The sequence below is a fragment of the Streptomyces misionensis genome (genome assembly GCF_007896895.1).
Classification (GTDB): Bacteria; Actinomycetota; Actinomycetes; order Streptomycetales; family Streptomycetaceae; genus Streptomyces; species Streptomyces misionensis_A.
This window is the reverse complement of record NZ_VOGW01000087.1, coordinates 186,580-209,838: the sequence shown is the minus strand read 5'-3', so window position 1 is coordinate 209,838 and position 23,259 is coordinate 186,580. Positions and strand designations below refer to the sequence as shown.

Annotated in this window: 25 protein-coding genes and 2 pseudogenes; 20 read left to right on the top strand and 7 right to left on the bottom strand. The window is 73.1% G+C overall.

Translation table 11 applies throughout. From position 1 onward, the window contains the following. Positions 1–158 precede the first annotated feature (158 nt). The 3 genes from FRZ03_RS15785 (at position 159) to FRZ03_RS15775 (ending at position 2,506) form a co-directional block, all read left to right on the top strand. Positions 159–1,220, top strand: coding sequence for a DUF6801 domain-containing protein (locus FRZ03_RS15785; RefSeq protein ID WP_146465774.1), 1,062 nt, complete (start codon positions 159–161; stop codon positions 1,218–1,220). A gap of 69 nt (positions 1,221–1,289) precedes the next feature. Next, complete coding sequence (locus FRZ03_RS15780; RefSeq protein ID WP_146465773.1) at positions 1,290–2,114, top strand: cutinase family protein; 825 nt, start codon at positions 1,290–1,292, stop codon at positions 2,112–2,114. A 194-nt stretch (positions 2,115–2,308) separates the two neighbouring features. Further along, positions 2,309–2,506 (top strand): hypothetical protein, encoded by a 198-nt coding sequence (locus tag FRZ03_RS15775; protein WP_146465772.1) that lies wholly within the window; start codon positions 2,309–2,311, stop codon positions 2,504–2,506. A 211-nt stretch (positions 2,507–2,717) separates the two neighbouring features. On the opposite strand, the pseudogene FRZ03_RS15770 reads toward FRZ03_RS15775, so the two are convergent. Then, positions 2,718–2,804, bottom strand: a pseudogene (locus FRZ03_RS15770) (IS5/IS1182 family transposase); the annotation flags it as partial. A gap of 247 nt (positions 2,805–3,051) precedes the next feature. Here FRZ03_RS15770 and FRZ03_RS15765 point away from each other — a divergent pair. From FRZ03_RS15765 to FRZ03_RS15755, 3 genes are all read left to right on the top strand, one after another. Then, the gene (locus FRZ03_RS15765; RefSeq protein WP_146465771.1) at positions 3,052–3,681 is read left to right on the top strand and encodes an ATP-dependent Clp protease proteolytic subunit; all 630 of its coding nucleotides are present in this window, start codon (positions 3,052–3,054) and stop codon (positions 3,679–3,681) included. 7 nt (positions 3,682–3,688) lie between these two features. Continuing rightward, positions 3,689–3,997 (top strand): hypothetical protein, encoded by a 309-nt coding sequence (locus FRZ03_RS15760; protein WP_070028172.1) that lies wholly within the window; start codon positions 3,689–3,691, stop codon positions 3,995–3,997. A gap of 576 nt (positions 3,998–4,573) precedes the next feature. After that, positions 4,574–5,047: a C40 family peptidase gene (locus tag FRZ03_RS15755; protein ID WP_146465770.1), complete on the top strand. Its 474-nt coding sequence runs from the start codon at positions 4,574–4,576 to the stop codon at positions 5,045–5,047. A 128-nt stretch (positions 5,048–5,175) separates the two neighbouring features. Here FRZ03_RS15755 and FRZ03_RS15750 read toward each other — a convergent pair whose 3' ends face one another. Continuing rightward, positions 5,176–5,634, bottom strand: coding sequence for an ATP-binding protein (locus FRZ03_RS15750; protein ID WP_146465769.1), 459 nt, complete (start codon positions 5,632–5,634; stop codon positions 5,176–5,178). Positions 5,635–5,847: 213 nt separating this feature from the next. On the opposite strand from FRZ03_RS15750, the gene FRZ03_RS15745 reads away from it, so the two are divergent. After that, positions 5,848–6,708 carry a helix-turn-helix domain-containing protein gene (locus FRZ03_RS15745; protein WP_146465768.1) on the top strand — a complete coding sequence of 287 codons (861 nt, stop codon included), beginning with the start codon at positions 5,848–5,850 and terminating at the stop codon, positions 6,706–6,708. A gap of 10 nt (positions 6,709–6,718) precedes the next feature. Beyond that, the gene (locus tag FRZ03_RS15740; RefSeq protein ID WP_146465767.1) at positions 6,719–6,943 is read left to right on the top strand and encodes a DUF397 domain-containing protein; all 225 of its coding nucleotides are present in this window, start codon (positions 6,719–6,721) and stop codon (positions 6,941–6,943) included. A 39-nt stretch (positions 6,944–6,982) separates the two neighbouring features. Here FRZ03_RS15740 and FRZ03_RS15735 read toward each other — a convergent pair whose 3' ends face one another. Next, positions 6,983–8,110, bottom strand: a complete 1,128-nt coding sequence (locus FRZ03_RS15735; protein WP_146465766.1) for an 8-amino-7-oxononanoate synthase — start codon at positions 8,108–8,110, stop codon at positions 6,983–6,985. A gap of 147 nt (positions 8,111–8,257) precedes the next feature. Here FRZ03_RS15735 and bioB point away from each other — a divergent pair, with 147 nt between their 5' ends. The 4 genes from bioB (at position 8,258) to FRZ03_RS15710 (ending at position 12,388) form a co-directional block, all read left to right on the top strand. Further along, on the top strand, positions 8,258–9,400 hold the full coding sequence (gene bioB / locus FRZ03_RS15730; RefSeq protein WP_146465765.1) for a biotin synthase BioB: 1,143 nt from the start codon (positions 8,258–8,260) through the stop codon (positions 9,398–9,400). Next, entirely contained in the window at positions 9,393–10,682 is a 1,290-nt protein-coding gene (locus FRZ03_RS15725) for an adenosylmethionine--8-amino-7-oxononanoate transaminase (protein ID WP_146465764.1), read from the top strand. Before bioB ends, FRZ03_RS15725 begins: the two co-directional genes overlap by 8 nt. A gap of 1 nt (position 10,683) precedes the next feature. Beyond that, positions 10,684–11,427 (top strand): dethiobiotin synthase, encoded by a 744-nt coding sequence (bioD, locus tag FRZ03_RS15720; RefSeq protein ID WP_146465763.1) that lies wholly within the window; start codon positions 10,684–10,686, stop codon positions 11,425–11,427. A gap of 271 nt (positions 11,428–11,698) precedes the next feature. Then, positions 11,699–12,388 carry a class I SAM-dependent methyltransferase gene (locus FRZ03_RS15710; protein ID WP_146465762.1) on the top strand — a complete coding sequence of 230 codons (690 nt, stop codon included), beginning with the start codon at positions 11,699–11,701 and terminating at the stop codon, positions 12,386–12,388. Here the strand turns inward: FRZ03_RS15710 and FRZ03_RS15705 are convergent, their stop codons facing one another. Both FRZ03_RS15705 and FRZ03_RS15700 read right to left on the bottom strand, forming a co-directional pair. Continuing rightward, the gene (locus FRZ03_RS15705) at positions 12,389–12,727 is read right to left on the bottom strand and encodes a fic family toxin-antitoxin system, toxin component (RefSeq protein ID WP_146465834.1); all 339 of its coding nucleotides are present in this window, start codon (positions 12,725–12,727) and stop codon (positions 12,389–12,391) included. Positions 12,728–12,779: 52 nt separating this feature from the next. Then, entirely contained in the window at positions 12,780–13,022 is a 243-nt protein-coding gene (locus FRZ03_RS15700) for a toxin-antitoxin system HicB family antitoxin (protein ID WP_146465761.1), read from the bottom strand. A gap of 212 nt (positions 13,023–13,234) precedes the next feature. On the opposite strand from FRZ03_RS15700, the gene FRZ03_RS15695 reads away from it, so the two are divergent. The 8 genes and pseudogenes from FRZ03_RS15695 (at position 13,235) to FRZ03_RS15660 (ending at position 22,219) form a co-directional block, all read left to right on the top strand. Next, positions 13,235–14,038, top strand: coding sequence for an ABC transporter ATP-binding protein (locus FRZ03_RS15695; protein WP_261399106.1), 804 nt, complete (start codon positions 13,235–13,237; stop codon positions 14,036–14,038). 4 nt (positions 14,039–14,042) lie between these two features. After that, positions 14,043–16,616, top strand: a complete 2,574-nt coding sequence (locus FRZ03_RS15690; protein WP_146465759.1) for an ABC transporter permease — start codon at positions 14,043–14,045, stop codon at positions 16,614–16,616. A gap of 78 nt (positions 16,617–16,694) precedes the next feature. Beyond that, complete coding sequence (locus FRZ03_RS15685) at positions 16,695–17,579, top strand: LLM class F420-dependent oxidoreductase (protein ID WP_146465758.1); 885 nt, start codon at positions 16,695–16,697, stop codon at positions 17,577–17,579. Between the two features lie 39 nt (positions 17,580–17,618). Beyond that, positions 17,619–18,050 (top strand): annotated as a pseudogene (locus FRZ03_RS15680) (GNAT family N-acetyltransferase); the annotation flags it as partial. Between the two features lie 242 nt (positions 18,051–18,292). Then, complete coding sequence (locus FRZ03_RS15675) at positions 18,293–19,636, top strand: hemolysin family protein (protein ID WP_146465756.1); 1,344 nt, start codon at positions 18,293–18,295, stop codon at positions 19,634–19,636. Beyond that, on the top strand, positions 19,633–20,646 hold the full coding sequence (locus FRZ03_RS15670; RefSeq protein WP_146465755.1) for a hemolysin family protein: 1,014 nt from the start codon (positions 19,633–19,635) through the stop codon (positions 20,644–20,646). Before FRZ03_RS15675 ends, FRZ03_RS15670 begins: the two co-directional genes overlap by 4 nt. 61 nt (positions 20,647–20,707) lie before the next feature. Beyond that, the gene (locus FRZ03_RS15665; RefSeq protein ID WP_146465754.1) at positions 20,708–21,562 is read left to right on the top strand and encodes an SGNH/GDSL hydrolase family protein; all 855 of its coding nucleotides are present in this window, start codon (positions 20,708–20,710) and stop codon (positions 21,560–21,562) included. 252 nt (positions 21,563–21,814) lie between these two features. Next, a complete protein-coding gene (locus tag FRZ03_RS15660) occupies positions 21,815–22,219 on the top strand; it encodes an FKBP-type peptidyl-prolyl cis-trans isomerase (RefSeq protein ID WP_146465753.1) in 405 nt (134 codons plus the stop codon). A 45-nt stretch (positions 22,220–22,264) separates the two neighbouring features. Here the strand turns inward: FRZ03_RS15660 and FRZ03_RS39130 are convergent, their stop codons facing one another. Both FRZ03_RS39130 and FRZ03_RS15655 read right to left on the bottom strand, forming a co-directional pair. Further along, positions 22,265–22,429, bottom strand: coding sequence for a hypothetical protein (locus tag FRZ03_RS39130; protein ID WP_186785442.1), 165 nt, complete (start codon positions 22,427–22,429; stop codon positions 22,265–22,267). Positions 22,430–22,601: 172 nt separating this feature from the next. After that, the coding region (locus tag FRZ03_RS15655; RefSeq protein ID WP_398660409.1) for a restriction endonuclease at positions 22,602–23,259 on the bottom strand (658 nt) is incomplete at its 5' end.

Here is a 23,259-nt window from a genome sequence, read left to right as displayed (position 1 = left end):
CCTCCTGACCACTTCCACCTCCTGGCCCGGGCCCGCGGCGCACTCCGGTGGACACCCGCAACGGGGCCGTGACACGGCCGTGACGCCACCGGTCCACCTTGACCTATAGGCGTCCAACTGTCATACAAGGGATCCAACTGCCTTATGGGAGATACCAGATGACATTTCTGGAGAAGAAAGGGAGGCCGGACGAGGAGAGCGGAACGACGCGTGGCCACCGGAGCGGCCGGGCCGTCCGCAGGGCCGCGTGGCTGACGGCTCCCCTGACGCTCGCCTGTGCGGCCGCGGGCTCGGCCATCGGCGGCCTCGGGGCCGGAGCGGCGGCCGCGGATCCGGCGTCTATCACCCAGCAGTACACCTGTGCCCTGCCCTATGTCGGTGACCGGGTCGTCACGTTCCGGCTCAACTCGGCCGTGCCGGACAACGTCCTCGCCGGCAAACCCAGCCCCGCGTTCCCGATCGTCGCGGATGCCCCGGTGAGCCCGAGCGACACCACCTGGCTGCGCCGGTTCGGCTTCAGCAGCATCGAGGGCACGGTGGTGGCGAAGGTCGCCGTGCTCGCGCTGGGGGTGGACATCAACCGGGATGTGCCGTTCGCCGTCCCCAGGACCACCGTGCCGGCGTCCGGTTCGCTCGACGCCGAGGGAACGGGCACCGCGCCTCAGCTCGTCTTCAAGAAGCCCGGCATCGCGAAGATCACCACCACCCAGCTGATCCTTCACATCGTCCCGAGGGACGCGAACGGCAACGTGGTCAGCCCCCCGGGCAGCTTCAGCGCGCCGTGCACGCTGAACCACGGGGAGAACGACGTGGTGGCGACCGTCCGGATCGCCGCCCCGGAGCAGCCGACCGGCCCGGGGAAGCCCGGGGGCACGGGCGGCTCCGGCACGGGCTCCGGCTCCGGCTCCACCGCGCCGTCCGGCACAGCGGGGCCGATTCCGAAACCGGGCGACTCGTCCGGAGCGACCGCTACCGGCGCTACGGGCGGCGCGAGTCCTTCGGCCTCCAGCCCCGGCGGGCAGAGCACGACGCCGGCGGCCTCGGACAGCGGCGCCACATCGCTGAGCCCGGCCGCGAACACCTCCGCCGGGCGCAGCCAGGCCACCGCCACGTCCGGACCCTGGAGCGCCAGGAACATGCTCCTGCTCTCCGCGGGCCTTCTCCTCGTGGCCGCCGGCGCCGGGACGGTCTTCCTCCGCTTGCGTGCACGTCGTCGCTGACCCTTGAGCATGTGCGCGGGGCTGCGGTATTCGTAGTCCCACAACGTGCCGGGGGAACGGGGACTTCGGATGAGCCGGGTACGCAGCGCCAACTGGCTTTTGCAGCAGCTTGGTTGGCGGTCAGGCGCGGTCCGCGCGGCTGTCTGCGCGGGCACGGCGCTGTCGCTGGCGACCGGCTTCGGCGCCGGCCCGGCACATGCCACCGTGGACCGCCAGGCACCCGCGGAGCACCATTACTACCTCGAACTGGGCGGCACCGCAGCCGCGTTGCCCGCGCCCCGGTGCACCTACAGCTACCAGTACGCCAACCAGACCCTGACCACCGACCGGAACAACATCGTCGTCGGCGTCTGCTACCCAGCCAGTGCCGGCCCCTGGGAGGCCGGCAACGGCAAGACGCCCGGCTTCGGTTCGCCGAGTTATGACGACAGCGAGCGGCAGGGCTACCGCAATCTGTTGAGCACGGCCGAGCGGATCCACCGCGCCGACCCGCACGCCCGCTACACCATCGTCGGCTACTCGCAGGGCGCACAGGCCGCCGACGAGGTGCTCCAGGCGATCGCCGAGCGACGGACAGGCATCCCTGCCGCGCAGGTCGATGGCATGCTCTACGCCGACCCGCGGCAGCCCAGGACGGGCCTCGAAGCCGTCGTGCCCCGAGGGCTGAGCGTCTTCGGCTTCACCTCGCGCGGCCCTGGACCGGCGGACTTCGCGGGCATCCCGGTCGCGCGTTTCTGCATCCGGACCGACGGCGTCTGCGACGCGACCACGCCGCTGGCGCTCCCCGGCTTCCTCCAGCAGCACCCCCGCTACCAGCAGCCCGGCGGCATCATGAGCCTGACCCTCGCGCACGCCGGCGAGAACGGCACCTTCTGGTACCCGGCCGGCTCCTGACGCGGACCCCGGCGAGCCGGGAACCGCGCGCATCGCGGCCGTGACGATCCCCGACGTCAGGACGCCGAGACCGCACGCCACACTGCGAGCGAGCACAGGGGAGGCCGAAGGCCAAGCCGCCGAATCCGGCCACGGCGATCACGAGCCCGAGCGCGCTGGTTCGCCAGGGCCCAACTTTGAACGCGGGAGGCCTCGTGTCCGGCCCCGGCGATGCCTTGTGGTTCACCACCTCCACCTCCGTGGGCCGGATCACCACGGCCGGCACGATCGCCCTCTGGCCGGTTCCCGGCTCCCGCGAACTCACCGACCTCGTCTACGACGCGCACCGCCACGGCTTCTGGGCCGCCGACGCCGAGGCAGCCGTACTGCGCCGGGTCCCCCTGCCCTCCTGAGGGCAGTTCCGAACCTCGCGCGGGTGGAGACGACCAGGCCGCCGGTGGAGGCCGCCTCCTTCCTCGCCGAACGGGCGAGGGGTCGTCGACGGCGGTCATGCAGTCGGCCTGGTGCAGGCCTGACTGGCGCGCCGCCTCTCAGCATGTCTGGCGCCGTCGCATCGTCAGGAGCCCGCACGGACAATCATGTACGTGAGGTCAATGAACGTTTTCAGCGTTGCCTCTCCAGGGTGAGCACCGCGGCGGCAATGATCGTCCTCCCGTTCGGGCTGCAGCGGCTTCGTCGGAGGATGCGCCAGACTTCAGGCCCGCTCGGGCGGCCGGACGTACATCGCAGGGAGCTTCGTTTGCCGTCCGGCGATCCAAACGGATGTTCGTAGAGAAATTTGTGAGATGTCAGTCCTCAACGGACAGCCAAGATGTGCTCTGACCTGGGGCTTTTAGTGGATCCCTAGAACCTGCCCCCATGATACCCACGCGCACGTAATGTACATTCTGTACAGAAGCCGGGAGCCCGGCTCTGCCGCGAGGAGGGGTGTGCCCAGATGTTCCGACCGTCTGCCCGCTATGTCCTGCCCGAGTTCACCGAACGCACCACCGGTTTCGGGGAGCGCCGGCTCGATCCGTACTCCAAGCTGTTCGAGAGCCGGGTCGTCTTCCTCGGGACACCCCTGGACGAGGCGGCGGCGAGCGATGTGATCACCCAGTTCATGCACCTCGAACACCTGGCCCCGGAGCGGGACATCACGCTCTACCTGAACTGCCCGGGCGGCTCGTTCCACGCGATGACGGCGGTCTACGACACGATGCAGTACGTCACCTGCGGGGTGCAGACCTACTGCCTGGGCCAGGCCGCCTCGGTCGGTGCCGTGCTGCTCGCCGCGGGGACCCCGGGCAAGCGGTTCACCCTGCCGGGCGCCCGCGTGGTCCTCTCGCAGCCCGCGCTCGCCCAGCCGGCGCAGGGCCAGCCGAGCGATCTGGCCATCCAGGCGGAGGAACTGTCCCGGATGCGCGCCCTGATGGAGGAGATCTTCGTCCGCCACACCGGCCGCACCGAGGAGCAGGTCCATCAGGACCTGGAGCGGGACCTCGTGCTGGACGCGCCGGGCGCGCTGTCGTACGGCCTGGTGGACGGGGTGCTGCCGAGCCGCCGCGATCTCCCCGGCGAGCGGTGAGCCGGCCGTGCTGCCCGAGGAGCTGCCGCCGCTGCCCGCGCTGACGCGCGCGGAGGGCGAGCTGGTGGACCGTTATCTGGACGTGGTCGACCAGCTCGGCAGGATCAACCCGGCGCGCGACGGGGACACCTATCGCGGGCTGCGCGCCGCGCAGGCGCTGGTGCGCAAGGCGGAGGAACTGCGCGACGCGCTGGACCTGATGCACCGGCGGGGCGAGCGGGAGCTGCACGGCGGCACGCTGGCACGAGCCCTGCGGGTGCTGGACGGCGAGCGCCGGGCCGCGCGCGTCGCGCTCCCGCCACAGGCCTCGAACTGATCCGGACGACCGTCGGGCCCGGCCGGTGCCGCGCGTCTGCGCGCCCGGCCGGGCCCTCGTGCGAAACGGCCCGAACGATGTACCGCCGACCGGTGTATATCCGGATGCGTTTCCGGCGCTCCCGAGTTGCGCCGCGCCACGTCCATGTCGTGCCGCACGATCATCTTTTCCCAGGTCCGGGGCTACGTACGGGAACTGACGAGCTATCGAACGGAGCAGCTCACACCCGAACGGGCGAGTGGTGAGTAACGCCACAAATCCCCGGTTCCATTGGGATTTTCGGACAGCTGTGAGTGAAGATCCCTGTCTGACGACAAGACCCCGCCACCGCGGCGGGGCGATCCGGGCGGACGCCGAGTCCTGCCGCCGCCCGGATGACCGGTCGACAGGAGTGGATCGGCAGGAGTGGAGGACCCAGGCAAGGCGGGTCGCCGTAGCGGCTGGCCGTCCGTGTGAGCGGACGGGCAAACGCTCCGGGCCGACCCTTGGGGTGAAGCCGCGGCAACGCGGCCGGGCTACTTCGCCAGCCCGAATCCGACAGGTCATCCTTCACAGGCGGCTGACGAAGGGTTGCGCATGACTGCGCTCAATCGTGTCCCGTCGCTGATGGCCCGGGCCGGCACGGCCTCGGCCCTCACCCTGGCCGCCGTGGGCGGCTCGATCGCGGTGCCGGGGATGTCCTCCGACGCCTCGGCCGCGACCATGGCGACGAAGGCGCTGCAGATCGCGGCGTCCAAGAGGGGCGCTCCGTACCAGTGGGGCGCCACGGGACCGCGGCGGTTCGACTGCTCGGGTCTGACGCTCTACTCGTTCAAGAAGGCCGGCAAGAAGCTGCCGCGGACCGCCGCCCAGCAGTACAACAAGACCCGCCACATCTCCGCCGGCAGCCGCCGGGCCGGCGACCTGGTGTTCTTCCATTCCGGCCGGTACGTCTACCACGTCGGCATCTACGCCGGTCACGGCAAGATCTGGCATGCGCCGAAGACCGGCGCGGTGGTGCGGCTGGAGAAGATCTGGTCCAAGAGCGTCTGGTACGGCCGGGTCAACTGACCCCCGCGCGCAGGGGAGCGACTCCAGCCACCGGGCCGCTCCCCGTGTTTCCCTCCGGCACCGCCTCCAGCCCCCGGGCGGACCGGGACGGGCCCCGCTCCCGTTGGATGAACGTTTCCCGACTGCGGTCACGGCTCCTTCCGGACCGCCGTGGTCACCGGCTCGACGGGGACGGTCCAGGGCAGTTCGATGGAGACCGTCTTGCCGCCCTCCCGGGTGGGCCGGACCCGGAGCCTGCCGCCGCACTCCGCGGTGAGCCAGCGGATGATGACCATGCCGCGGCCGTTGTCCTGCTGCACGGCCGCGGGCAGCCGCTTGGGGAAGCGCGGATGACTGTCCGTGACACCGATGCGCAGCCGTTCGTCGCGGACCAGCGCGATGTCGACGGTGAAGGTGGGGGACTGCCCGAAGGTGTGCTGTACGGCGTTGGTGGCCAGCTCGGAGACGATGAGCCGCACGGTGTCGGCCGCCTCGGTGTCCGACGGCAGACCCCACTCCGCCAGCGTGCCGACCACGTACGAGCGGGCGGCGGCGACCGAGGCGGGTTCGCTCGGCAGAATGACGGATGCTTCCAGATGGTCTGCCATGGCGACGTCGTCCCTTTCCCACGGGACCGAAGTCCGACATGGAGCGGTTGGTTCGAGTACGGTCCCGGACTGGTGCTTCCTCGCCAGACTGCCATCACCGGACCGGTCACGGGGAGCGATCCACCAAGATATGCATATATCTGTCGCTCGATGCGGTGAACTGTGCGACGGGAGACCGTATTCGGGCGGCCCGGAAGGAGTAAGGAGGAGCCCATGCAGAACGGGCCGGCAGTGCGCCGCCGCAAATTGGGCGCCGAACTGCGCACGCTGCGCACGGAGGCGGGGCTCACCAGTGGGGAGGCGGCCCGGCTGGTCGGGTGGCACCAGTCGAAGGTGAGCCGCATCGAGACGGGCTCCAGTGGCGTGAAACCGGCCGATCTCCGCTTATTGCTGGACGCCTACGCCGTGCGGGACGCCCAGCTGCGCGAGCTGCTGCTGATGCTGGCGGGCTCCGAGAACGGCGGCGACCGCGACCGCTGGTGGCACGCCTACCGCGGGGTGCTGCCGCCCACCTACCGGGACTTCATCAGCCTGGAGTCGCAGGCCCGCGCGATGCGCACGCTGGAGACCACGGTGGTGCCCGGCCTGCTGCAGACGGCCGAGTACGCCCGCGCGGTGACCCGGGCGGCCGTCAAGGACCTGGACGAGGAGCGCCTGGACGCGCTGGTGGAGGTGCGGCTGGCCCGGCAGGACGTGCTGCGCTCGAACCCCCCGCTGGAGCTGTGCGCGGTCCTGGACGAGGCGGTGCTGCGGCGCGAGGTGGGCGGTCCCGAGGTGATGGCGCGGCAGCTGGAGCGGCTGATGGAGGCCGCGCTGCTGCCCCAAGTGTGCCTCCAGGTACTGCCGTTCGGGGCGGGGGCGCATGTCGGCCTCACCGGCCCTTTCGTTATTTTCTCATTTCCGAGCACTTCTGATCTCGATGTGGTTGTTCTAGACCAATTGACGAGTAGCCTCTACCTGGAACGGAAAGAAGACCTCCGGGCGTACTCGGAGGCCTTCCAGACCCTTCAGGAACACGCTCTTTCCCCCCACGATTCGCTCGCCTACATCGCCGGGATAGGTGACGGCGCGTAAGGAGGCACCATTGTCAGCATTGCCTCGGAACGTCCCTGCCAGTACCGACCTGTACGACGTGCGCTGGCTGCGCAGCAGTTACAGCACCGGAGCCAACAACTGCGTGGAGACGGCCCGGCCGCGCTCCGGACCCTGGTCCGGACTGCTCGCCGTGCGCGACTCGAAGGACCCCGCCGGTCCCGCGCTGCTCTTCTCCGCCCCCAGCTGGGCCGGCTTCCTGGCCGCGCTCCGCTGAGACCCGGCCGGGTGCGAGGCACGGCCGTGTTCCGCCGACTCATGGTCGCGTTTCGCCGATGACCCGGGCCGCGTGTGCGATCTCCGCGCCGGAGAGGTCCGCACGGGCGGTCAGCCTCAGTCGTGAGATGCCGTCGGGCACGGAAGGAGGACGGAAACAGCCCACGGCCAGGCCGGCCGCACGGCAGTCGGCCGCCCAGCGCACCGCCCGCTCCGGGGACGGAGCCCGCACGGAGACCACCGCGGCGTCCGGACGCACCGCCTCCAGACCCGCGGTGGTCAGCCTCGTGTACAGCTCCGCCGCCACCGCGCGGGCCCGCGCGGCCCGTTCGGGCTCGCGGGCGAGCAGGCGCAGGGCCGCGAGGGCCGCACCGGCCGCCGCCGGGGCCAGCCCGGTGTCGAAGATGAACGTCCGGGCCGCGTTGACCAGATGGTCGATCACCCGCGCCGGACCCAGCACCACACCGCCCTGGCTGCCCAGCGACTTGGACAGGGTGGCCGTGACCACCACGTCCGGGGCGCCCGCGAGGGCGGCCGCGTGCGCCGAGCCGCGCCCGCCCTCGCCCAGCACACCGAGGCCGTGGGCGTCGTCCACGACGAGTCCCGCACCGCGCTCCCGGCACACCTCGGCCAGCTCGGCCAGCGGCGCCCGGTCCCCGTCGACCGAGAACACGGTGTCGGAGACGACGATGGCCGCTCCCCCGTGCGTGGCCAGGGCCTTGCGCACCGCCCGCGGGTCGGCGTGCCCGACGACCTGGACCTCGCCCCGGGCGAGCCGGCAGCCGTCGATCAGCGAGGCGTGGTTGCCCGCGTCGGAGACGACGAGGGAGCCGTGCGGGCCGAGCGCGGTGACCGCGGCCAGGTTGGCGGCGTAGCCGGAGGAGAAGACCAGGGCCGCCTCGAAGCCGCAGAAGGCGGCCAGTTCGCGTTCCAGCTCGGCGTGGAGCGCGGTGGTGCCGGTGACCAGCCGGGAGCCGGTGGCACCGCCGCCCCAGGTGCGGGCGGCCCGGGCCGCGCCCTCGGTGACCTCGGGGTGGCGGGCCAGGCCCAGGTAGTCGTTGCTCGCCAGATCGAGCAGCGGTGACTCGGCCGGGCGCGGGCGCAGGCGCCGTACGAGCCCGGCGTCGCGGCGCACCCGTGCCTGCTCCTCGATCCACCCGAACGCCATGGGTCCTCCGGTCGTTTTGTAGGTAGCGGACAGACCCTAGCTGCCCGGGCCGCCGTTCACCGTGTGGCGATACCCACACGGTGAAGCGTCTTCGTTGTGCAAACTCTCCTTGGCCCGGGGCAGTCTCGTAGGACAGGATCGGACCTCATGGACCTGCTGAACACGCTGGTGGACAAGGGGCTTCGGCGCGAACTGCCGACCCGCGAGGAAGCGCTCGCCGTGCTGGCCACCTCCGACGACGACCTGCTCGATGTGGTGGCCGCGGCCGGCAAGGTGCGCCGGCACTGGTTCGGCCGGCGCGTGAAACTCAACTATCTGGTCAACCTCAAGTCCGGCCTGTGCCCCGAGGACTGCTCCTACTGCTCGCAGCGGCTCGGCTCCGAGGCCGGCATCCTCAAGTACACCTGGCTCAAGCCCGACGAGGCGTCCAAGGCGGCGGCCGCGGGGCTGGCGGGCGGCGCCAAGCGGGTCTGCCTGGTGGCCAGCGGACGCGGCCCGACCGACCGGGACGTGGACCGGGTCTCGCAGACCATCAAGGCGATCAAGGACGAGAACGAGGGCGTCGAGGTGTGCGCGTGCCTCGGGCTGCTCTCCGACGGCCAGGCCGAACGGCTGCGCGCGGCGGGCGCGGACGCGTACAACCACAATCTGAACACCTCGGAGTCCACCTACGGGGACATCACCACCACCCACACGTACGCCGATCGGGTGGACACGGTGCAGAAGGCGCACGCGGCCGGGCTGTCGCCCTGCTCCGGTCTGATCGCCGGCATGGGCGAGAGCGACGAGGACCTGGTGGACGTCGTCTTCTCGCTGCGCGAGCTGGACCCCGACTCCGTTCCGGTGAACTTCCTGATCCCGTTCGAGGGCACCCCGCTGGCCAAGGAGTGGAACCTCACCCCGCAGCGCTGCCTGCGCATCCTGGCCATGGTCCGCTTCGTCTGCCCGGACGTGGAGGTGCGCATCGCGGGCGGCCGGGAGGTCCATCTGCGCACCATGCAGCCGCTGGCGCTGCACCTGGCCAACTCGATCTTCCTCGGCGACTACCTCACCAGCGAGGGACAGGCAGGCAAGGCCGACCTGGAGATGATCGCCGACGCCGGGTTCGAGGTGGAGGGCGCCGACCAGGTGACCCTGCCGGAGCACCGGGCGGGCGGCGGCTGCCACGAGGGGGCCGGGGCCTGCGGTTCGGCGCCCGCGGACGCGCAGCCGGTCGCGGGCGAGCCCCGGACCGATCTGGTGGCCGTCCGCCGCCGGGGCGCCGGAACGGACCTCGCGCCCAATGCCTGACGGGTTCCCGCCGGACGTCCCCGGGTTGCTGGAGCTGGACCGCCGGCACGTGTGGCATCCGTACGGCCCGATGCCCGGACGTGCCGAACCGCTCGTCGTGGAGTCGGCGAGCGGGGTCCGGCTGCGGCTCGCGGACGGCTCCGGCGAGCTGGTGGACGGCATGTCGTCGTGGTGGTCGGCCATCCACGGCTACAACCACCCCGTGCTCAACGAGGCGGTGAGCCGGCAGCTTTCGCGGATGAGCCACGTGATGTTCGGCGGACTCACCCACGAGCCCGCGGTCCGGCTCGCGAAGCTCCTTGTCGACATGTCGCCGAACGGCCTGGAACACGTCTTCCTGGCCGACTCCGGCTCGGTGTCGGTCGAGGTCGCGGTGAAGATGTGCCTCCAGTACTGGCGTTCGCTCGGCCGGCCCGGCAAGCAGCGGATGCTGACCTGGCGGGGCGGCTACCACGGGGACACCTGGCATCCGATGTCGGTGTGCGATCCCGAGGGCGGGATGCACGAGCTGTGGTCCGGGACGCTGCCGCGCCAGGTCTTCGCGGACGCGCCCCCGGCGGAGTACGACGAGTCGTACGCGCGGGAGTTGCGCGAGCTGATCGCCCGGCACGCGGACGAACTGGCCGGGGTGATCGTGGAGCCGGTGGTGCAGGGCGCCGGGGGCATGCGCTTCCACTCCCCCGGATACCTGCGGGTGCTGCGCGAGGCCTGCGACGCGCACGACGTGCTGCTGGTGTTCGACGAGATCGCGACCGGCTTCGGGCGTACGGGTGCGCTGTTCGCGGCGGACCACGCGGCCGTCACACCGGATGTGATGTGCGTGGGCAAGGCGCTGACCGGCGGTTATCTGACGATGGCGGCCACGCTGTGCACCGCGCGGGTGGCCGACGGGATCTCGCGCGGCGAGGTTCCGGTGCTGGCGCACGGGCCGACGTTCATGGGCAATCCGCTGGCCGCGGCCGTGGCCTGCGCCTCCCTGGAGCTGCTGCTGAGCCAGGACTGGGCGGCGGAGGTGAAGCGGATCGAGGCGGGCCTGCGCGCCGGCCTGGCCCCCGCGGCCGAGGTGCCCGGGGTGCGGGACGTGCGGGTGCTGGGCGCGATCGGGGTCGTCCAGCTGGACCACGAGGTCGACATGGCCGCGGCCACCCGCGCGGCCGTACGGGAGGGCGTGTGGCTGCGCCCGTTCCGGGACCTGGTGTACACGATGCCGCCGTACGTCACCTCCGACGAGGACGTGGCGAGGATCGCGCGCGCGGTGTGTGCCGCGGCGCGGGAGGGATGACATGCCGGTACTGGTGATCACGGGAACGGGCACGGAGGTCGGCAAGACCGTCACCACGGCCGCCGTCGCCGCGGCGGCGGTCGCGGCCGGGCGCTCGGTGGCCGTGCTGAAGGCCGCGCAGACGGGCGTACGGCCCGACGAGCGCGGCGACGCCGACGAGGTGGCGCGGCTCGCGGGGGCCGTCACGGCGGACGAACTGGCGCGGTTCCCCGAGCCGTTGGCCCCGGGGACGGCGGCACGGCGGGCCGGTATGGCGCCCGTGCACCCGCGGGAGGTGGCCGAGCGGGCCGCCAAACTGGCCACGGAGCACGATCTGGTGCTGGTCGAGGGGGCGGGCGGGCTGCTCGTCCGGTTCGACGCGGCGGGCGGCACACTGGCCGACGCGGCGCGGCTGCTGGGCGCGCCGGTGCTGATCGTGGCCACGGCGGGCCTGGGCACGCTGAACACCACGGAGCTGACGGCGCGCGAGCTGCGCCGCCATGACCTGGAGCCTGCCGGTGTCGTCATCGGCAGCTGGCCCGCCGAACCCGATCTGGCCACCCGCTGCAACGTCGCCGACCTCCCGGAGGTCGCCGGCGCCCCCCTCCTGGGCGCCGTCCCCGCGGGAGCGGGCGCCCTGCCCCCGGCGGACTTCCGCGCCCGGGCCCGGGACTGGCTGGCCCCGCGCCTGGACGGCACCTGGGACGCGGCGGCCTTCCGGGCCGGGGAGGGGGCCGGGCCGGGGCCCGGGGAGACGACGGCATAGGGTCTTTCGTTTGGATCAGGCCGGATCAGCGAGCGGGGTCTGGTGCCGTGCATCGCAAGGCGGAGGAGGGCGCCATGGCGGAGCCATGGCAACCGACGACAACGCCGCGAGGCGCGGTGCCAGGGCCCGCGAGCCCGGCAAGATCCAAACGAGAGGCCCTAGGGGTACCGAGCCCTCGAACACCCGTGTCCGCCGCGCACGTCCGCCCGAGGGTGGCCCGCCGTCGCACGGGGGACACTTCTCCTGGGCCCACGGTGTCCGGGAGGTCGGTATGCGGCTGGGGTCGAAGACGGGCGGCGGACTGCGGGAGCCCGGTGCGCATCCGGTGTTCGCCCGGTACTACGCGCGGGCCAGTGTCGGGGCGGAGACCCGGCTGGGCTTCGCCCGGGTACGCGGGCGGCTGCTCGCGGGGCTGAGCGGCCGGGTGCTGGAGGTCGGTGCGGGCAACGGGCTGAACTTCGCCCGCTATCCGGGCGCCGTCAGCGAGGTCGTCGCCATCGAACCGGAGCCGCTGCTGCGGCGGCAGGCACTGGAGTCGGCGCTGCGCGCGCGGGTGCCGGTCGACGTCGTGCCCGGCGCGGCCGAGGCGCTGCCCGTCAAGAGCGAGGCGTTCGACGCGGTCGTGCTGTCCCTGGTGCTGTGCAGCGTGCGGGACGTGGCGCGGGCGCTGGGCGAGGCGCGGCGGGTGCTCCGGCCGGGCGGGCAGGTGCGGTTCTTCGAGCACGGGCGGGGCGGCGGCCGGCCGATGCGGCTCACGCAGCGCGCGCTGGACCGGACGGTGTGGCCCGCGCTGGCCGGCGGCTGCCACCTGTCCCGGGACCCGCTGGCCGCGCTGCGGGCCGCCGGGTTCGAACTCGGGCCGCTGCGGAGCCTGCTGGTGCCCGAGCGGGGGCCGCGGCTGCCGGCCTCGTACTGTGTGCTGGGCACCGCCTGGCGTCCCGACGAGGCGGGCGGGCGCTGATCACAGGCTCCAGCGGCGCAGCTCCCGGGCGATGTCGTCCACGCTCGCCGCGCCGTCCTTCACCAGCCGGGCGAGGTCGCGCACCTGTTCCGGCGTGGTGACCACCTTGACGCCGCTGGCGACCAGGTAGGCGTAGGCGACCGCGGAGGCGAACAGCGCGTTGGAGCGCTCCAGCGCCGGCACGTGGATGAGCAGTTGGAGGAGGGCGGCGGCCCGGGCGTACGGGGTCTCGTAGACCGGCACGCCGAATATCTCCGCCCGGTGCCGGGCGACGGCGGCGATCAGCGCGCCCCAGTCGGCGACCTGCGGGTCCCCGGGCGTCTTCTGTTCGGCGAGCATGAGCAGCCAGGCGAGGTCGATGCTCAGCCCGTTGGGGGAATCGCTCAAGGGATCAGCTGCGTCCTTCGGCCGGACCGGTGCCGCGCGCGTCGGTGAACTCCTCGGCGAACACGGACTCGTACTGCTTCATGAAGTCGGCGGCGGCCTCCACGAACGTCCGGCCGACCTCGCCGGTGTCCTGTCGGACCAGTTCCTCGATGTAGCGGTTCACGCTCATCCCCCGGGCCAGCGCGCGCTCCCGGGCCGCGCGGGCCGTGCCTTCGTCCACGCGCACGTTCAACTGGGTCTTCGCCATGACTCGACGCTAGCGCCAGGATGCTAGCAGGGGCAAACGGACCCGGGGGCACAAGGGGGCGCACGGGGGCTTCGGCCGGGAGCTCGGCGCACCGTTCCCGCAGGTCCCTCCGGGTCCCGCCCGGCGGCCCCGGCCCGCCCTGGATGCACGCTGTGCGCCCGGTCACACTAGGCTCACCCGGGACGGGTAGTACCGGTGACCGGGAGGCGGTCTTGTCCACAACCCCTGCCGCACAGCACGCCCCGGGCCGCACGCCGGGCGAGGGGACCGCGGCCCGCGCCCGCGCCCTGACCAAGGCGTACGGCGCCGGCGAGACCGCCGTCCTCGCGCTGGACTCGGTGGACGTGGACATCGCCCGGGGCCGGTTCACCGCCGTGATGGGGCCCTCGGGGTCCGGCAAGTCCACGCTGATGCACTGCCTGGCCGGGCTCGACACGGTGTCGGCCGGGCAGGTGTGGCTGGGCGACACCGAGATCACGGGTCTGAGGGAGCGGGAGCTGACCCGGCTGCGGCGGGACCGGGTCGGGTTCGTGTTCCAGTCGTTCAACCTCGTCCCGACGCTGACCGCCGCGGAGAACATCACCCTGCCGATGGACATCGCGGGCCGCGGCCCCGACCAGGAATGGCTGGACCAGGTCGTCGACCGGCTCGGGCTGCGCGATCGGCTGACGCACCGGCCCGCCCAGCTGTCCGGCGGCCAGCAGCAGCGGGTCGCGTGCGCGCGGGCGCTGGCCTCCCGGCCCGAGCTGATCTTCGCGGACGAGCCGACGGGCAACCTGGACTCGCGGGCGGGCCTGGAGGTGCTGGGCTTTCTGCGCGACGCGGTGGACGACCTGGGGCAGACGGTCGTCATGGTCACGCACGACCCGAACGCCGCCGCCCATGCGGACCTGGTGCTCTTCCTGGCCGACGGACGGCTCGTGGACGAACTGGCCCGGCCGACCGCGGAGCGGGTGCTGGAGCGGATGAAACGCTTCGACGCAGCGCGTGCCCTGCCGGACGCGTGGGAGGACTGAGCCGGTGCTCAAGGCGACCCTGAGGAGCTTCCTCGCGCACAAGGGACGGCTCGCGCTGTCGGCGCTGGCCGTGATCCTGTCCGTGGCGTTCGTCGCGGGCAGCCTGATCTTCTCCGACACCGTCTCCCGCACGTTCGACCGGCTGTTCGCCTCCACCGCCGCGGACGTGTCCGTGCAGCCGAAGCGGGACCTGGTGTCCGCGCGGGCGAGCGGCGCGGTGCAGACCCTGCCGGCCGCGCTGCGGGACCGGGTGGCGCGGGTCCCCGGGGTGGCGGCGGCCCGCGCCGACGTACAGGTGCGCAACGTCGTGGTGGTCGACCGGCACAACCGGCCCGTCGGGCCGACCAACGGCGCGCCCACCCTCGCCGGCGCCTGGTACCCGACCCGGCACAGCCCGGTGGAGCCGGCCTCCGGGCACGCGCCGCGCGGTCCGGGCGAGGCACTGCTCGACGCCGACACGGCAGGCCGCGGGCACGTCAGGATCGGCGACACGCTGACGGTGCAGGCGCAGCCCGGCACCTTCCGGGTGCGGGTCGCCGGGATCGCGCGCTTCACCACGACCAACTCCGGCGCGGCGCTGCTCTACCTGGACCCGGCGGTGGCCGGGCGGCAGCTGCTCGGCTCGCCCGCGCGGGCGACCGGCATCTCGGTGGACGCGGCCGAGGGGGTCCCCGCCGACCGGCTCAGGCAGCGGGTCGTCGCGGCGCTCGGCGCGGACGCCGGGGCGTACGACGTGAAGACCGCACGGGAGCAGGCCAGGTCGGCGGCGGCGAGCCTCGGCACGTTCCTGGACGTGATCAAGTACGTGATGCTGGGCTTCGCCGGGGTGGCGTTGCTGGTCGGGGTGTTCCTGATCGTCAACACCTTCTCCATGCTGATCGCCCAGCGCACCCGGGAACTGGGCCTGCTGCGGGCGCTGGGCGCCGACCGGAGGCAGGTGCGGCGCTCGGTGCTGACGGAGGCGCTGCTGCTCGGTCTGGTCGGCTCCACGCTCGGGCTCGCGGCCGGGATCGGCCTCGCGTTCGGGCTGATCCGGCTGATGGGCGCGTTCGGGACGAACCTGGCCGCCGCCCGGATGGTGCTCGGCTGGGGCACGCCGGTCGCCGCGTACGTGGTGGGGCTCGGCGTGACCTTCGTGGCCGCCTGGTTGCCCGCACGGCGCGCGGCGGCCGTCTCCCCCATGGCCGCGCTCGCGGACGCCGAGGTCGCCGCGGTGGGCAGGCCGTTGCGGGCGCGAGGGATCGCCGGCGCGGCGGTCGGGACGGCGGGCGCGGCGGCACTGGCCGGGTGCGCGGCGGCGACGCGGATCGCGCCCGCCGCCGCCCTGCTGGGCGTGGGCGTGACGCTGACGCTGATCGCGACCGTGGTCGCCGGGCCGCTGCTGGTGCGGCCGGTGATCCGGGTGCTGGGCGGGGCCTTCCCCGTGCTGTTCGGAGCGGTCGGCCGGATGAGCCGGCGCAACGCCCTGCGCAACCCCCGCCGTACCGGCGCGACCGCCGCCGCGCTGATGGTGGGCCTCGCCCTGGTGAGCGGCATGTCGGTGGCGAGCGCGTCCATGTCGGCGTCGTTCGACCAGCGGATCGACAGGACCCTCGGCGCCGACTTCACCGTCCAGAACGCCAACTTCATCCCGTTCACCCGGCAGGTCGCCGACCGGGTGGCCGCGACCCGGGGCGCCGGGCTCGTCGTACCGCAGCGGCTCACCCGGATCGCGCTGCGGCTGCCCGACGGCCGTCGGGTGGAGACGGGCGCGACCGCGTACGGCACCGGGCTCGACGACGTCGTGCACATCGACTACGCGCGCGGCGGCTCGGCGGCGGCGCTCGCCGACGGGCACCTCGCCATGGACGCGACGTTCGCCCGGGACCACGGGGTGCGGCCGGGCAGTGTGCTCCCGGTGGACTTCCCGGGCGGGCGCCGGGCGCGGCTGACGGTCGGCGCGCTCACCGAACAGGCCGCCACCGAGGGCTTCGGCAACCAGGGCGGTGTCTTCTTCGGCCTCGGCACACTGGAGCGGTACGCGCCCGGCGGGCAGGACTCCGCGCTCTACGTCGACGCCGCGCCGGGCACGAGGCCGGGTGACCTGCGGCCCCGGCTGGAGCGGACGCTCGCCCCGTATCCGCAGGTCCAGGTGCGCGACCAGACCGACTACAAGAAGCTGGTCCACGACCAGATCGGCGTGCTGCTGTACCTGGTGTACGCGCTGCTCGGGCTGGCGATCGTCATCGCGGTGCTCGGCGTGGTCAACACGCTCGCGCTGTCGGTGGTGGAGCGCACCCGGGAGATCGGGCTGCTGCGCGCGATCGGGCTGGGACGGCGGCAGCTGCGGCGGATGATCCGGCTGGAGTCGGTGGTGATCGCGGTGTTCGGCGCGGTGCTCGGGCTGGCGCTCGGACTGGTGTGGGGCGTGTGCATGCAACGGGTGCTGGCGCTGCGCGGGTTGACGGCGTTCGCGATCCCCTGGGGGACGATCGTGGCGGTGGTGGCCGGCTCCGCGGTGGTGGGGATCGTGGCCGCGCTGCTGCCCGCGCTGCGGGCCTCCCGGATGAACGTGCTGGCGGCGATCGCCCACGAGTGACGGTACGGCCCACGGCCCGGCAGCGGACGTGATGGGATGTCGGTCGAAGGTCGATTCGCCTGCGGTTGGGGAGACTTGATGCCACGCCCGTTCCGTTTCGGGGTCAACATGCTCACGCCCGCGTCCGGGCCCGAGTGGCGCGCGAAGTGCCGTCGGGCCGAGGAGCTGGGGTACGACGTGATCCTCGTCCCCGACCATCTCGGCTGGGTGGCGCCGTTCCCCGCGCTGGTCGCGGCGGCGCAGGCGACCGAGCGGGTCCGGGTCGGCACGCTGGTGCTCAACGCGGGTTTCTACAACCCGACGTTGCTCGCCCGCGAGGTGGCGACCACGGACGCGCTCACCGGCGGGCGCCTCGAACTCGGCCTCGGCACCGGCTATGTGCGCGAGGAGCACGAGGCGGCCGGGCTGCCGTTCGGCTCGCCGGGTGAGCGGGTGGACCAGCTGCGGCGCACCATCGAGGAGTTGGCGCGGCTGCTCGCCGCCGAGGACCACCAGCCCCGTCCGGAGCAGGCGCGGGTGCCGCTGCTGATCGGCGGCAACGGCGACCGGATGCTGGAGCTGACCGCCGAGCACGCCGACATCGCCGCCTTCGCCGGTGCCCGGACCGGGAGCTCCGGGTTGCTGGAACCGCTCACGGCCGACGAGCTGGACGAGCGGGTGGGGCGCTACCGGGAGCTGGCGGCCGGGCGCGCGGAGCCGGCCGAGCTGAGCCTGCTGCTCCAGCAGGCCGTGGTCACCGACGACCCCGGGCAGGCGCTCAAGCCGCTGCTGGAGCGGCGGCCGGAGCTGACCCTGGAGTCCGCGCTGGCCCTGCCCATCGTCCTGGCGGGCCCGCTGGAGGACGTCGTGGCGCGGGTCGAGGCGCAGCGCGAGCGGTACGGGTTCACGAACCTGACCGTCCTGGAGCCCCACATGGAGTCGTTCGCACCGGTGATCGAGCGGCTGCGGGCACGGTCCGCATGATGGAAACCCCGGCGCGCGGGAGCTGGTCGCGATCATGGTGTCCGTATGACCGAGTTGCGCATACGTTCCGCCGCCCCGAATGACCTCGACGCCGTGCTCGCCTTCTGGCGCACGGCCGCCGAGGGCACCAGCATCAGCGACGACCGCGCCGGGGTGGAGCGCCTGGTGGCGCGCGACCCGGGGGCGCTGCTCCTGGCCGAGCTGGGCGGTGAGCTGGTCGGGACGGTGATCGCGGGCTTCGACGGCTGGCGCTGCCATCTGTACCGGCTCGCGGTCCGGCCCGACCGGCGGCGCCGGGGCGTCGCCACGGCCCTGCTGGCCGCCGCCGAGGAGCGCTTCGTCCGGCTCGGCGGGCGGCGGGCCGACGCCATGGTGCTGGTCCGCAACGAGCGGGCGCAGCACGCCTGGCGGGCGGCCGGGTACGGCCCGGAGGAGCGGTGGCGGCGCTGGGTGAAGCCGCTCACCGGCTGAGTCGGGCACGGCATCGCCCCCAGCCCGGGAACGCCGTACACGGCATGGTCCACAGCCCCCGGGATCGCCATGCACGGCGTTGTCCACAGGCCCCCCGGGATTGCTTTGCCCATCCTTTACCCTGGAGGGAGCACTCGTCCCTCTATGAAAGGTAGTGAGCGTCCGCCCATGGGCGAGCCTCCCGGCCCGCGACACCGCGCGCCCCACCGACCCCTGTCCGATCATGGGACGGGGGTGACCCGATGACCGAAGTGCTGCTCCTCCTGGTGGCGATCCTGCTGTCGCTGGCCTGCGGCGCGTTCGTGGCGGCGGAGTTCTCGCTGACCACGGTCGAACGCGGCGCGCTGGAGCGGGCCGCCGAGCGCGGCGAGCGGGGCGCCCCCGGCGCCCTGAAGGCCGTACGGAACCTGACGTTCCAGCTCTCCGGCGCCCAGCTCGGCATCACCGTCACCAACCTGGTCGTCGGCATGCTCGCCGAACCCTCGATCGCCAAGCTGCTCGCCGGGCCGTTCCGGGCCCTGGGGCTGTCGGGCGGTGCGGCCCAGTCGGTCGCGCTGGTGGTCGGCACGGCGCTGTCCACGGTCTTCCTGATGGTCGTCGGTGAGCTGGTGCCCAAGAACTGGGCGATCTCCTCGCCGCTGGCCGTGGCCAAGCGGGTGGGCACCCCGCAGCGCTGGTTCAGCGCCGTCTTCCGGCCCTTCATCGCCCAGCTGAACAACACGGCCAACCACTTCGTGCGCCGGCTCGGCTTCGAGCCCGCCGAGGAGCTGGCCTCCGCGCGCGGCCCGCAGGAGCTGGCCGCCCTCGCCCGGCACTCCGCGAAGGAGGGCGCCCTGGCGGCGGACACCGCCGAGCTGTTCGTGCGCACGCTCAACCTGGCCGACCTGACGGCGGAGAACGTGATGACACCGCGCGTCCAGGTCATCGCCCTGGACGAGCAGGCGACCTGCGAGGACGTGGCGAACGCGACCCGGGCGACGGGCCTGTCCCGGTTCCCGGTCTACCGGGGCAGCCTGGACTCCGTCGTGGGCACCGTGCACATCAAGGACGTCCTGGCGGTCCCCGCCGAGCACCGCCGCCACCGCCGCGTCTGGCACCTGATGCGCGAGCCGCTGCTGGTGCCCGAGTCCCTCACCGTCGACCGGCTCCTCGACCGGCTCTCCGGCCGCCGCACCATGGCCGTCGTCATCGACGAGTACGGCGGCACGGCGGGCGTGGCGACCCTGGAGGACATCGTGGAGGAGGTCGTCGGCGAGGTGCGCGACGAGCACGACCCGCACGAGACGCCCGACCTCGCCCCGGCCGGCGCCGACGAGAGCGGCCGGGCGCTGTACTCGGCCGACGGCGCCGCCCGCACCGACCAGCTCAGGCGGGTGGGCCTGCGGGTGCCCGACGGGCCGTACGAGACCCTGGCCGGGCTGGTCGCCACCGAGCTGGGCCGGATACCGGAGCCGGGCGACCGGGTCGAGATCGCGGGCTGGCGGCTGGACGTGGTGGACGCCTCCGGGCGCCGCGCCGCCCGGCTGCTGCTGCACGCGCCCCTGGACGACGAGAGCGGCCACGAGACGACGGAGGGGGCGCGATGATCGCCGTACAACTGCTGATCGGCCTGGCGACCCTCGTCGTCAACGCCTTCTTCGTGGCCGGCGAGTTCGCGCTGATCTCGGTACGCCGCTCCCAGGTCGAGCCCCTGGCGCAGGAGGGCGACCGGCGGGCGAAGAGCGTGGTGTGGGGGCTGGAACACGTCTCCGCGCTGCTGGCCGCCGCCCAGCTCGGCATCACGCTGTGCACCCTGGTGCTCGGCGTGGTCGCCGAGCCGGCCATCGCGCATCTGCTGGAGCCGGTGTTCCACGCGGTGGGCGTGCCGGTGGGCGTGGGCCATGTCGTGTCGTTCGTGATCGCGCTGACCCTGGCCACGTATCTGCACATGCTGCTGGGCGAGATGGTGCCCAAGAACATCTCGCTCGCGGAGCCGGTGCGCTCGGCGCTGCTGCTCGGGCCGCCGCTGGTCGCGCTCTCCCGGGCGCTGCGCCCGGTGATCTTCACGGTGAACGCGTTCGCCAACGGGCTGCTGAAGCTGCTCAGGGTGGAGGCCAGGGACGAGGTCTCGGCGACCTTCACGGACACCGAACTCGCCGAGATCGTCAAGGACGCGAGCGAGGCCGGCCTGATCGACGACCGCGCGCAGGAACGGCTGCACGACGCCCTGGAGCTGGGCAGCCGCCCGGTGCGCGATGTGGTGGTGCCGCTGGAGCGGGTGGTGTACGCGCAGGTGGGTGTCACCCCCGAGCAGTTGGAGGGGCTGTCGGCCGAGTCGGGGTTCTCCCGGTTCCCGGTGGTCGACTCCGGCCGCCGGATCGTGGGCTATCTGCACGTCAAGGACGCGCTGGACGCCGCGCCGCGGGACGTGCCGTTCCGGCTGCGGGACATGCGGCCCATCGCCCGGGTGAAGGCGGGCACGCCGCTGGACGACGTGCTCACCGCGATGCGGGGCAGCCGCACCCATGTGGCCGCCGTGCTGGGCGACGACGGGCGGCTGGCCGGCCTGGTGACCATGGAGGACGTACTGCGGGAGCTGTTCGGGCAGCCCGTGTGAGCCGAGCGTCCCGGCCCTGACCGACCGCTGGGTATGGAGCCGGGTTACCATCGCTGTCGCCATGCAGACGAATACCGCTTCTCCCCCGTACGCCAGCCTGGTCGCGGTCGGCGACTCCTTCACCGAGGGCATGTCGGACCTGCTGCCCGACGGCTCCTACCGGGGCTGGGCGGATCTGCTCGCCGCCCGGATGGCGGCGAGCGCCCCGGGCTTCCGGTACGCCAATCTCGCGGTGCGCGGCAAGCTGATCAGGCAGATCGTCGACGAGCAGGTGGACGTGGCGGCGGCGATGAACGCCGACGTCGTCACCCTGGTCGGCGGGCTCAACGACGCGCTGCGGCCCAAGTGCGACATGGGCCGGGTGCGCGGGCTGCTGACCGAGGCGGTGGAGCGGCTCGCCCCCTCCTGCAAGCAGCTGGTGCTGATGCGCAGCCCCGGCCGCCGGGGCCCGGTCCTGGAGCGGTTCCGGCCGCGCATGGAGGAACTGTTCGCCTGCGTGGACGAGCTGGCCGCGAAGCACGGCGCCCTCGTGGTCGACCTGTACGGCGCTCCGGCGCTGGGCGATCCCCGGCTGTGGGACGTGGACCGGCTGCATCTGACGGCCGAGGGGCACCGCCGCGTCGCCGAGGCGGTGTGGCAGACGCTCGGTTACGAGCCGCAGGACGCCGGGTGGCACGTACCGCTGCCGGCCGCGGCGCCGCCGGCGTGGCTGACCCGCCGGGTGGCGGACATCCGCTTCGCCCGGCAGCATCTGCTGCCCTGGATAGGCCGGCGCCTGACCGGGCGTTCCTCCGGCGACGGCCGGACAGGCGCCCACTTCAGCGCCGAGCTGGGCAGGCCCTTCTGGGCCACCCCCGCGGACGACGCGAACCCCGGCCCTGTGACGGGCTGGCGGCAGGTGGGCCCTGAGCGCTGACGAACCGCGCCGGCGGTGGGGCCTTGAGCACTGACGAACCGCGCCGGCTCAGGACCGTGCGCCCCGTCGGCACGCTCCACTCGCGCCCGCACAGCCCCGCCGTCCTGGTCGACGAACTCGGGGAGGATGCGTACGACGCCGCGCCGCGGACCGGAGCGCGGGCGGCCCGGGGCGTCGCCCTGGCCGGCCGGGCCGCGCCCCACGCATACGCTGGTCCGTGCGAGGGCGTCCGGCGAAAGTGATGAGGCTGCGATGAGTGAACCGACGAAGCCCGAGGTCGACGTTCCGGAGGGTGCCGCTCCTGCCGAGCTGACCGTCCGGGACCTCGTCGTCGGGGACGGCGCCGAGGTGAAGCCGGGCATGGTGGTCAGGGTCCACTATGTCGGTGTGACCTTCGAGTCCGGGAAGGAGTTCGATGCCTCCTGGGACCGAGGGGAGCCGTTCAAGTTCGCCCTGGGCAGCGGCAAGGTCATCAAGGGCTGGGACCGGGGGGTGAGGGGGATGAGGGTCGGCGGCCGACGCGAGATCATCGTTCCCCCGCGCCTCGGCTACGGCAACCAGTCGCCCTCGCCGTTGATCCCGGCGGGCTCGACCCTGGTCTTCGTGGTGGACCTGCTGGACTCCTACTCCCGCACCACCGGGTGGAGCAAGGCGTAGACCGGCTGGTCGGCTGGTCGGCCACTCCAAGGGGCCTGGGCCCGGTCACCTCACGTCGACGTGGTCCGCCGCGGAGGCGACCGCCGGGGTGGTGGACGTGCCGGCGAAGGAGTAACGGAAGGAGCCGTCCGCCGTGGCCTTCGTCGTCGTCCTCAGGTTGCCCTTGACATGTTCCAGCGCCTCGGGAACGTCCGAGGCGGAGCCGACCATGCCCACCCGTACGCAGGTGGTACGGGGACATGACCATCAGGTCGCGGGAATGGTTGCCCATCGATCACACCGCTGCCGGTACCGGGGAGGCCCCGTCTCCGGCCCCGCGATGCCCGGGTCCCACGTCACCCGGCCCGCACGCGGTGGAGGTGCCCGGCGGCGGCCCGCCCGGTCAGACGGAGGGGCGCCGCCTGGTGCCGCCGCCGGTGCCGTTCAGCGGGATCAGGGTCTCCAGATGAGCGCCCCTGACCCAGGAACCCAGCAGGTCGCGGTGCAGGGCCACGATGTCCTGGCGCAGCGCCAGGCCCAGCGCGGCCTTCGTGAACGAACGGCAGGTCGTGACGAACAACGCGACGTCCGCGCCGTGCTCAGGACGGGCGGTCCCGACGAACTTCTGCATGTCCTGCGAGGACACGCTCCGGTGCGGCGCGTACTTCTTGCACTGCACGACCAGCTTGCGGCCGTCGGCCAGGTAACCGACGACATCCGCGCCCAGGTCGCCGCTCCTGCCGCTGACGACGACCCTCGTGCAGCCGTCCCGCCGGCACAGATCCGCCACGTACGTCTCGAACTCCTGCCACGACAACGCGTCGACCTCGGCCATCGACAACTCCCGCGCCCGGGCCTCCTCCCGCGCCCGCCACGCACGGTCCTGGCCGACCGCGAGACGGTGCGAACGCAGCAGCGCCCATCCGGCCCCGCCCACCACGACCGCGGCGAGCACGGCCGCCAGCACGGGCCACACCACCGACCAGTGCCCGGCCACCCACACCGCGGCGACCACCGCCGCCACCGCACCCCAACCCCGCAGCTGTCCGCGCGTCCGCTTC

What these genes read in the sequence shown, in the direction of transcription:
- FRZ03_RS15750 (WP_146465769.1), bottom strand. Translation starts at nt 5,634, where the DNA reads ATGGCAGACCATCTGGAAGCATCCGTCATTCTGCCGAGCGAACCCGCC.
- FRZ03_RS15675 (WP_146465756.1), top strand. Translation starts at nt 18,293, where the DNA reads ATGACCGAAGTGCTGCTCCTCCTGGTGGCGATCCTGCTGTCGCTGGCC.
- FRZ03_RS15735 (WP_146465766.1), bottom strand. Translation starts at nt 8,110, where the DNA reads ATGGCGTTCGGGTGGATCGAGGAGCAGGCACGGGTGCGCCGCGACGCC.
- FRZ03_RS15660 (WP_146465753.1), top strand. Translation starts at nt 21,815, where the DNA reads ATGAGTGAACCGACGAAGCCCGAGGTCGACGTTCCGGAGGGTGCCGCT.
- FRZ03_RS15705 (WP_146465834.1), bottom strand. Translation starts at nt 12,727, where the DNA reads ATGCTCGCCGAACAGAAGACGCCCGGGGACCCGCAGGTCGCCGACTGG.
- bioD (WP_146465763.1), top strand. Translation starts at nt 10,684, where the DNA reads ATGCCGGTACTGGTGATCACGGGAACGGGCACGGAGGTCGGCAAGACC.
- FRZ03_RS15685 (WP_146465758.1), top strand. Translation starts at nt 16,695, where the DNA reads ATGCCACGCCCGTTCCGTTTCGGGGTCAACATGCTCACGCCCGCGTCC.
- FRZ03_RS15765 (WP_146465771.1), top strand. Translation starts at nt 3,052, where the DNA reads ATGTTCCGACCGTCTGCCCGCTATGTCCTGCCCGAGTTCACCGAACGC.
- bioB (WP_146465765.1), top strand. Translation starts at nt 8,258, where the DNA reads ATGGACCTGCTGAACACGCTGGTGGACAAGGGGCTTCGGCGCGAACTG.
- FRZ03_RS15725 (WP_146465764.1), top strand. Translation starts at nt 9,393, where the DNA reads ATGCCTGACGGGTTCCCGCCGGACGTCCCCGGGTTGCTGGAGCTGGAC.
- FRZ03_RS39130 (WP_186785442.1), bottom strand. Translation starts at nt 22,429, where the DNA reads ATGGTCGGCTCCGCCTCGGACGTTCCCGAGGCGCTGGAACATGTCAAG.
- FRZ03_RS15755 (WP_146465770.1), top strand. Translation starts at nt 4,574, where the DNA reads ATGACTGCGCTCAATCGTGTCCCGTCGCTGATGGCCCGGGCCGGCACG.
- FRZ03_RS15785 (WP_146465774.1), top strand. Translation starts at nt 159, where the DNA reads ATGACATTTCTGGAGAAGAAAGGGAGGCCGGACGAGGAGAGCGGAACG.
- FRZ03_RS15700 (WP_146465761.1), bottom strand. Translation starts at nt 13,022, where the DNA reads ATGGCGAAGACCCAGTTGAACGTGCGCGTGGACGAAGGCACGGCCCGC.
- FRZ03_RS15710 (WP_146465762.1), top strand. Translation starts at nt 11,699, where the DNA reads ATGCGGCTGGGGTCGAAGACGGGCGGCGGACTGCGGGAGCCCGGTGCG.
- FRZ03_RS15665 (WP_146465754.1), top strand. Translation starts at nt 20,708, where the DNA reads ATGCAGACGAATACCGCTTCTCCCCCGTACGCCAGCCTGGTCGCGGTC.
- FRZ03_RS15670 (WP_146465755.1), top strand. Translation starts at nt 19,633, where the DNA reads ATGATCGCCGTACAACTGCTGATCGGCCTGGCGACCCTCGTCGTCAAC.
- FRZ03_RS15780 (WP_146465773.1), top strand. Translation starts at nt 1,290, where the DNA reads ATGAGCCGGGTACGCAGCGCCAACTGGCTTTTGCAGCAGCTTGGTTGG.
- FRZ03_RS15745 (WP_146465768.1), top strand. Translation starts at nt 5,848, where the DNA reads ATGCAGAACGGGCCGGCAGTGCGCCGCCGCAAATTGGGCGCCGAACTG.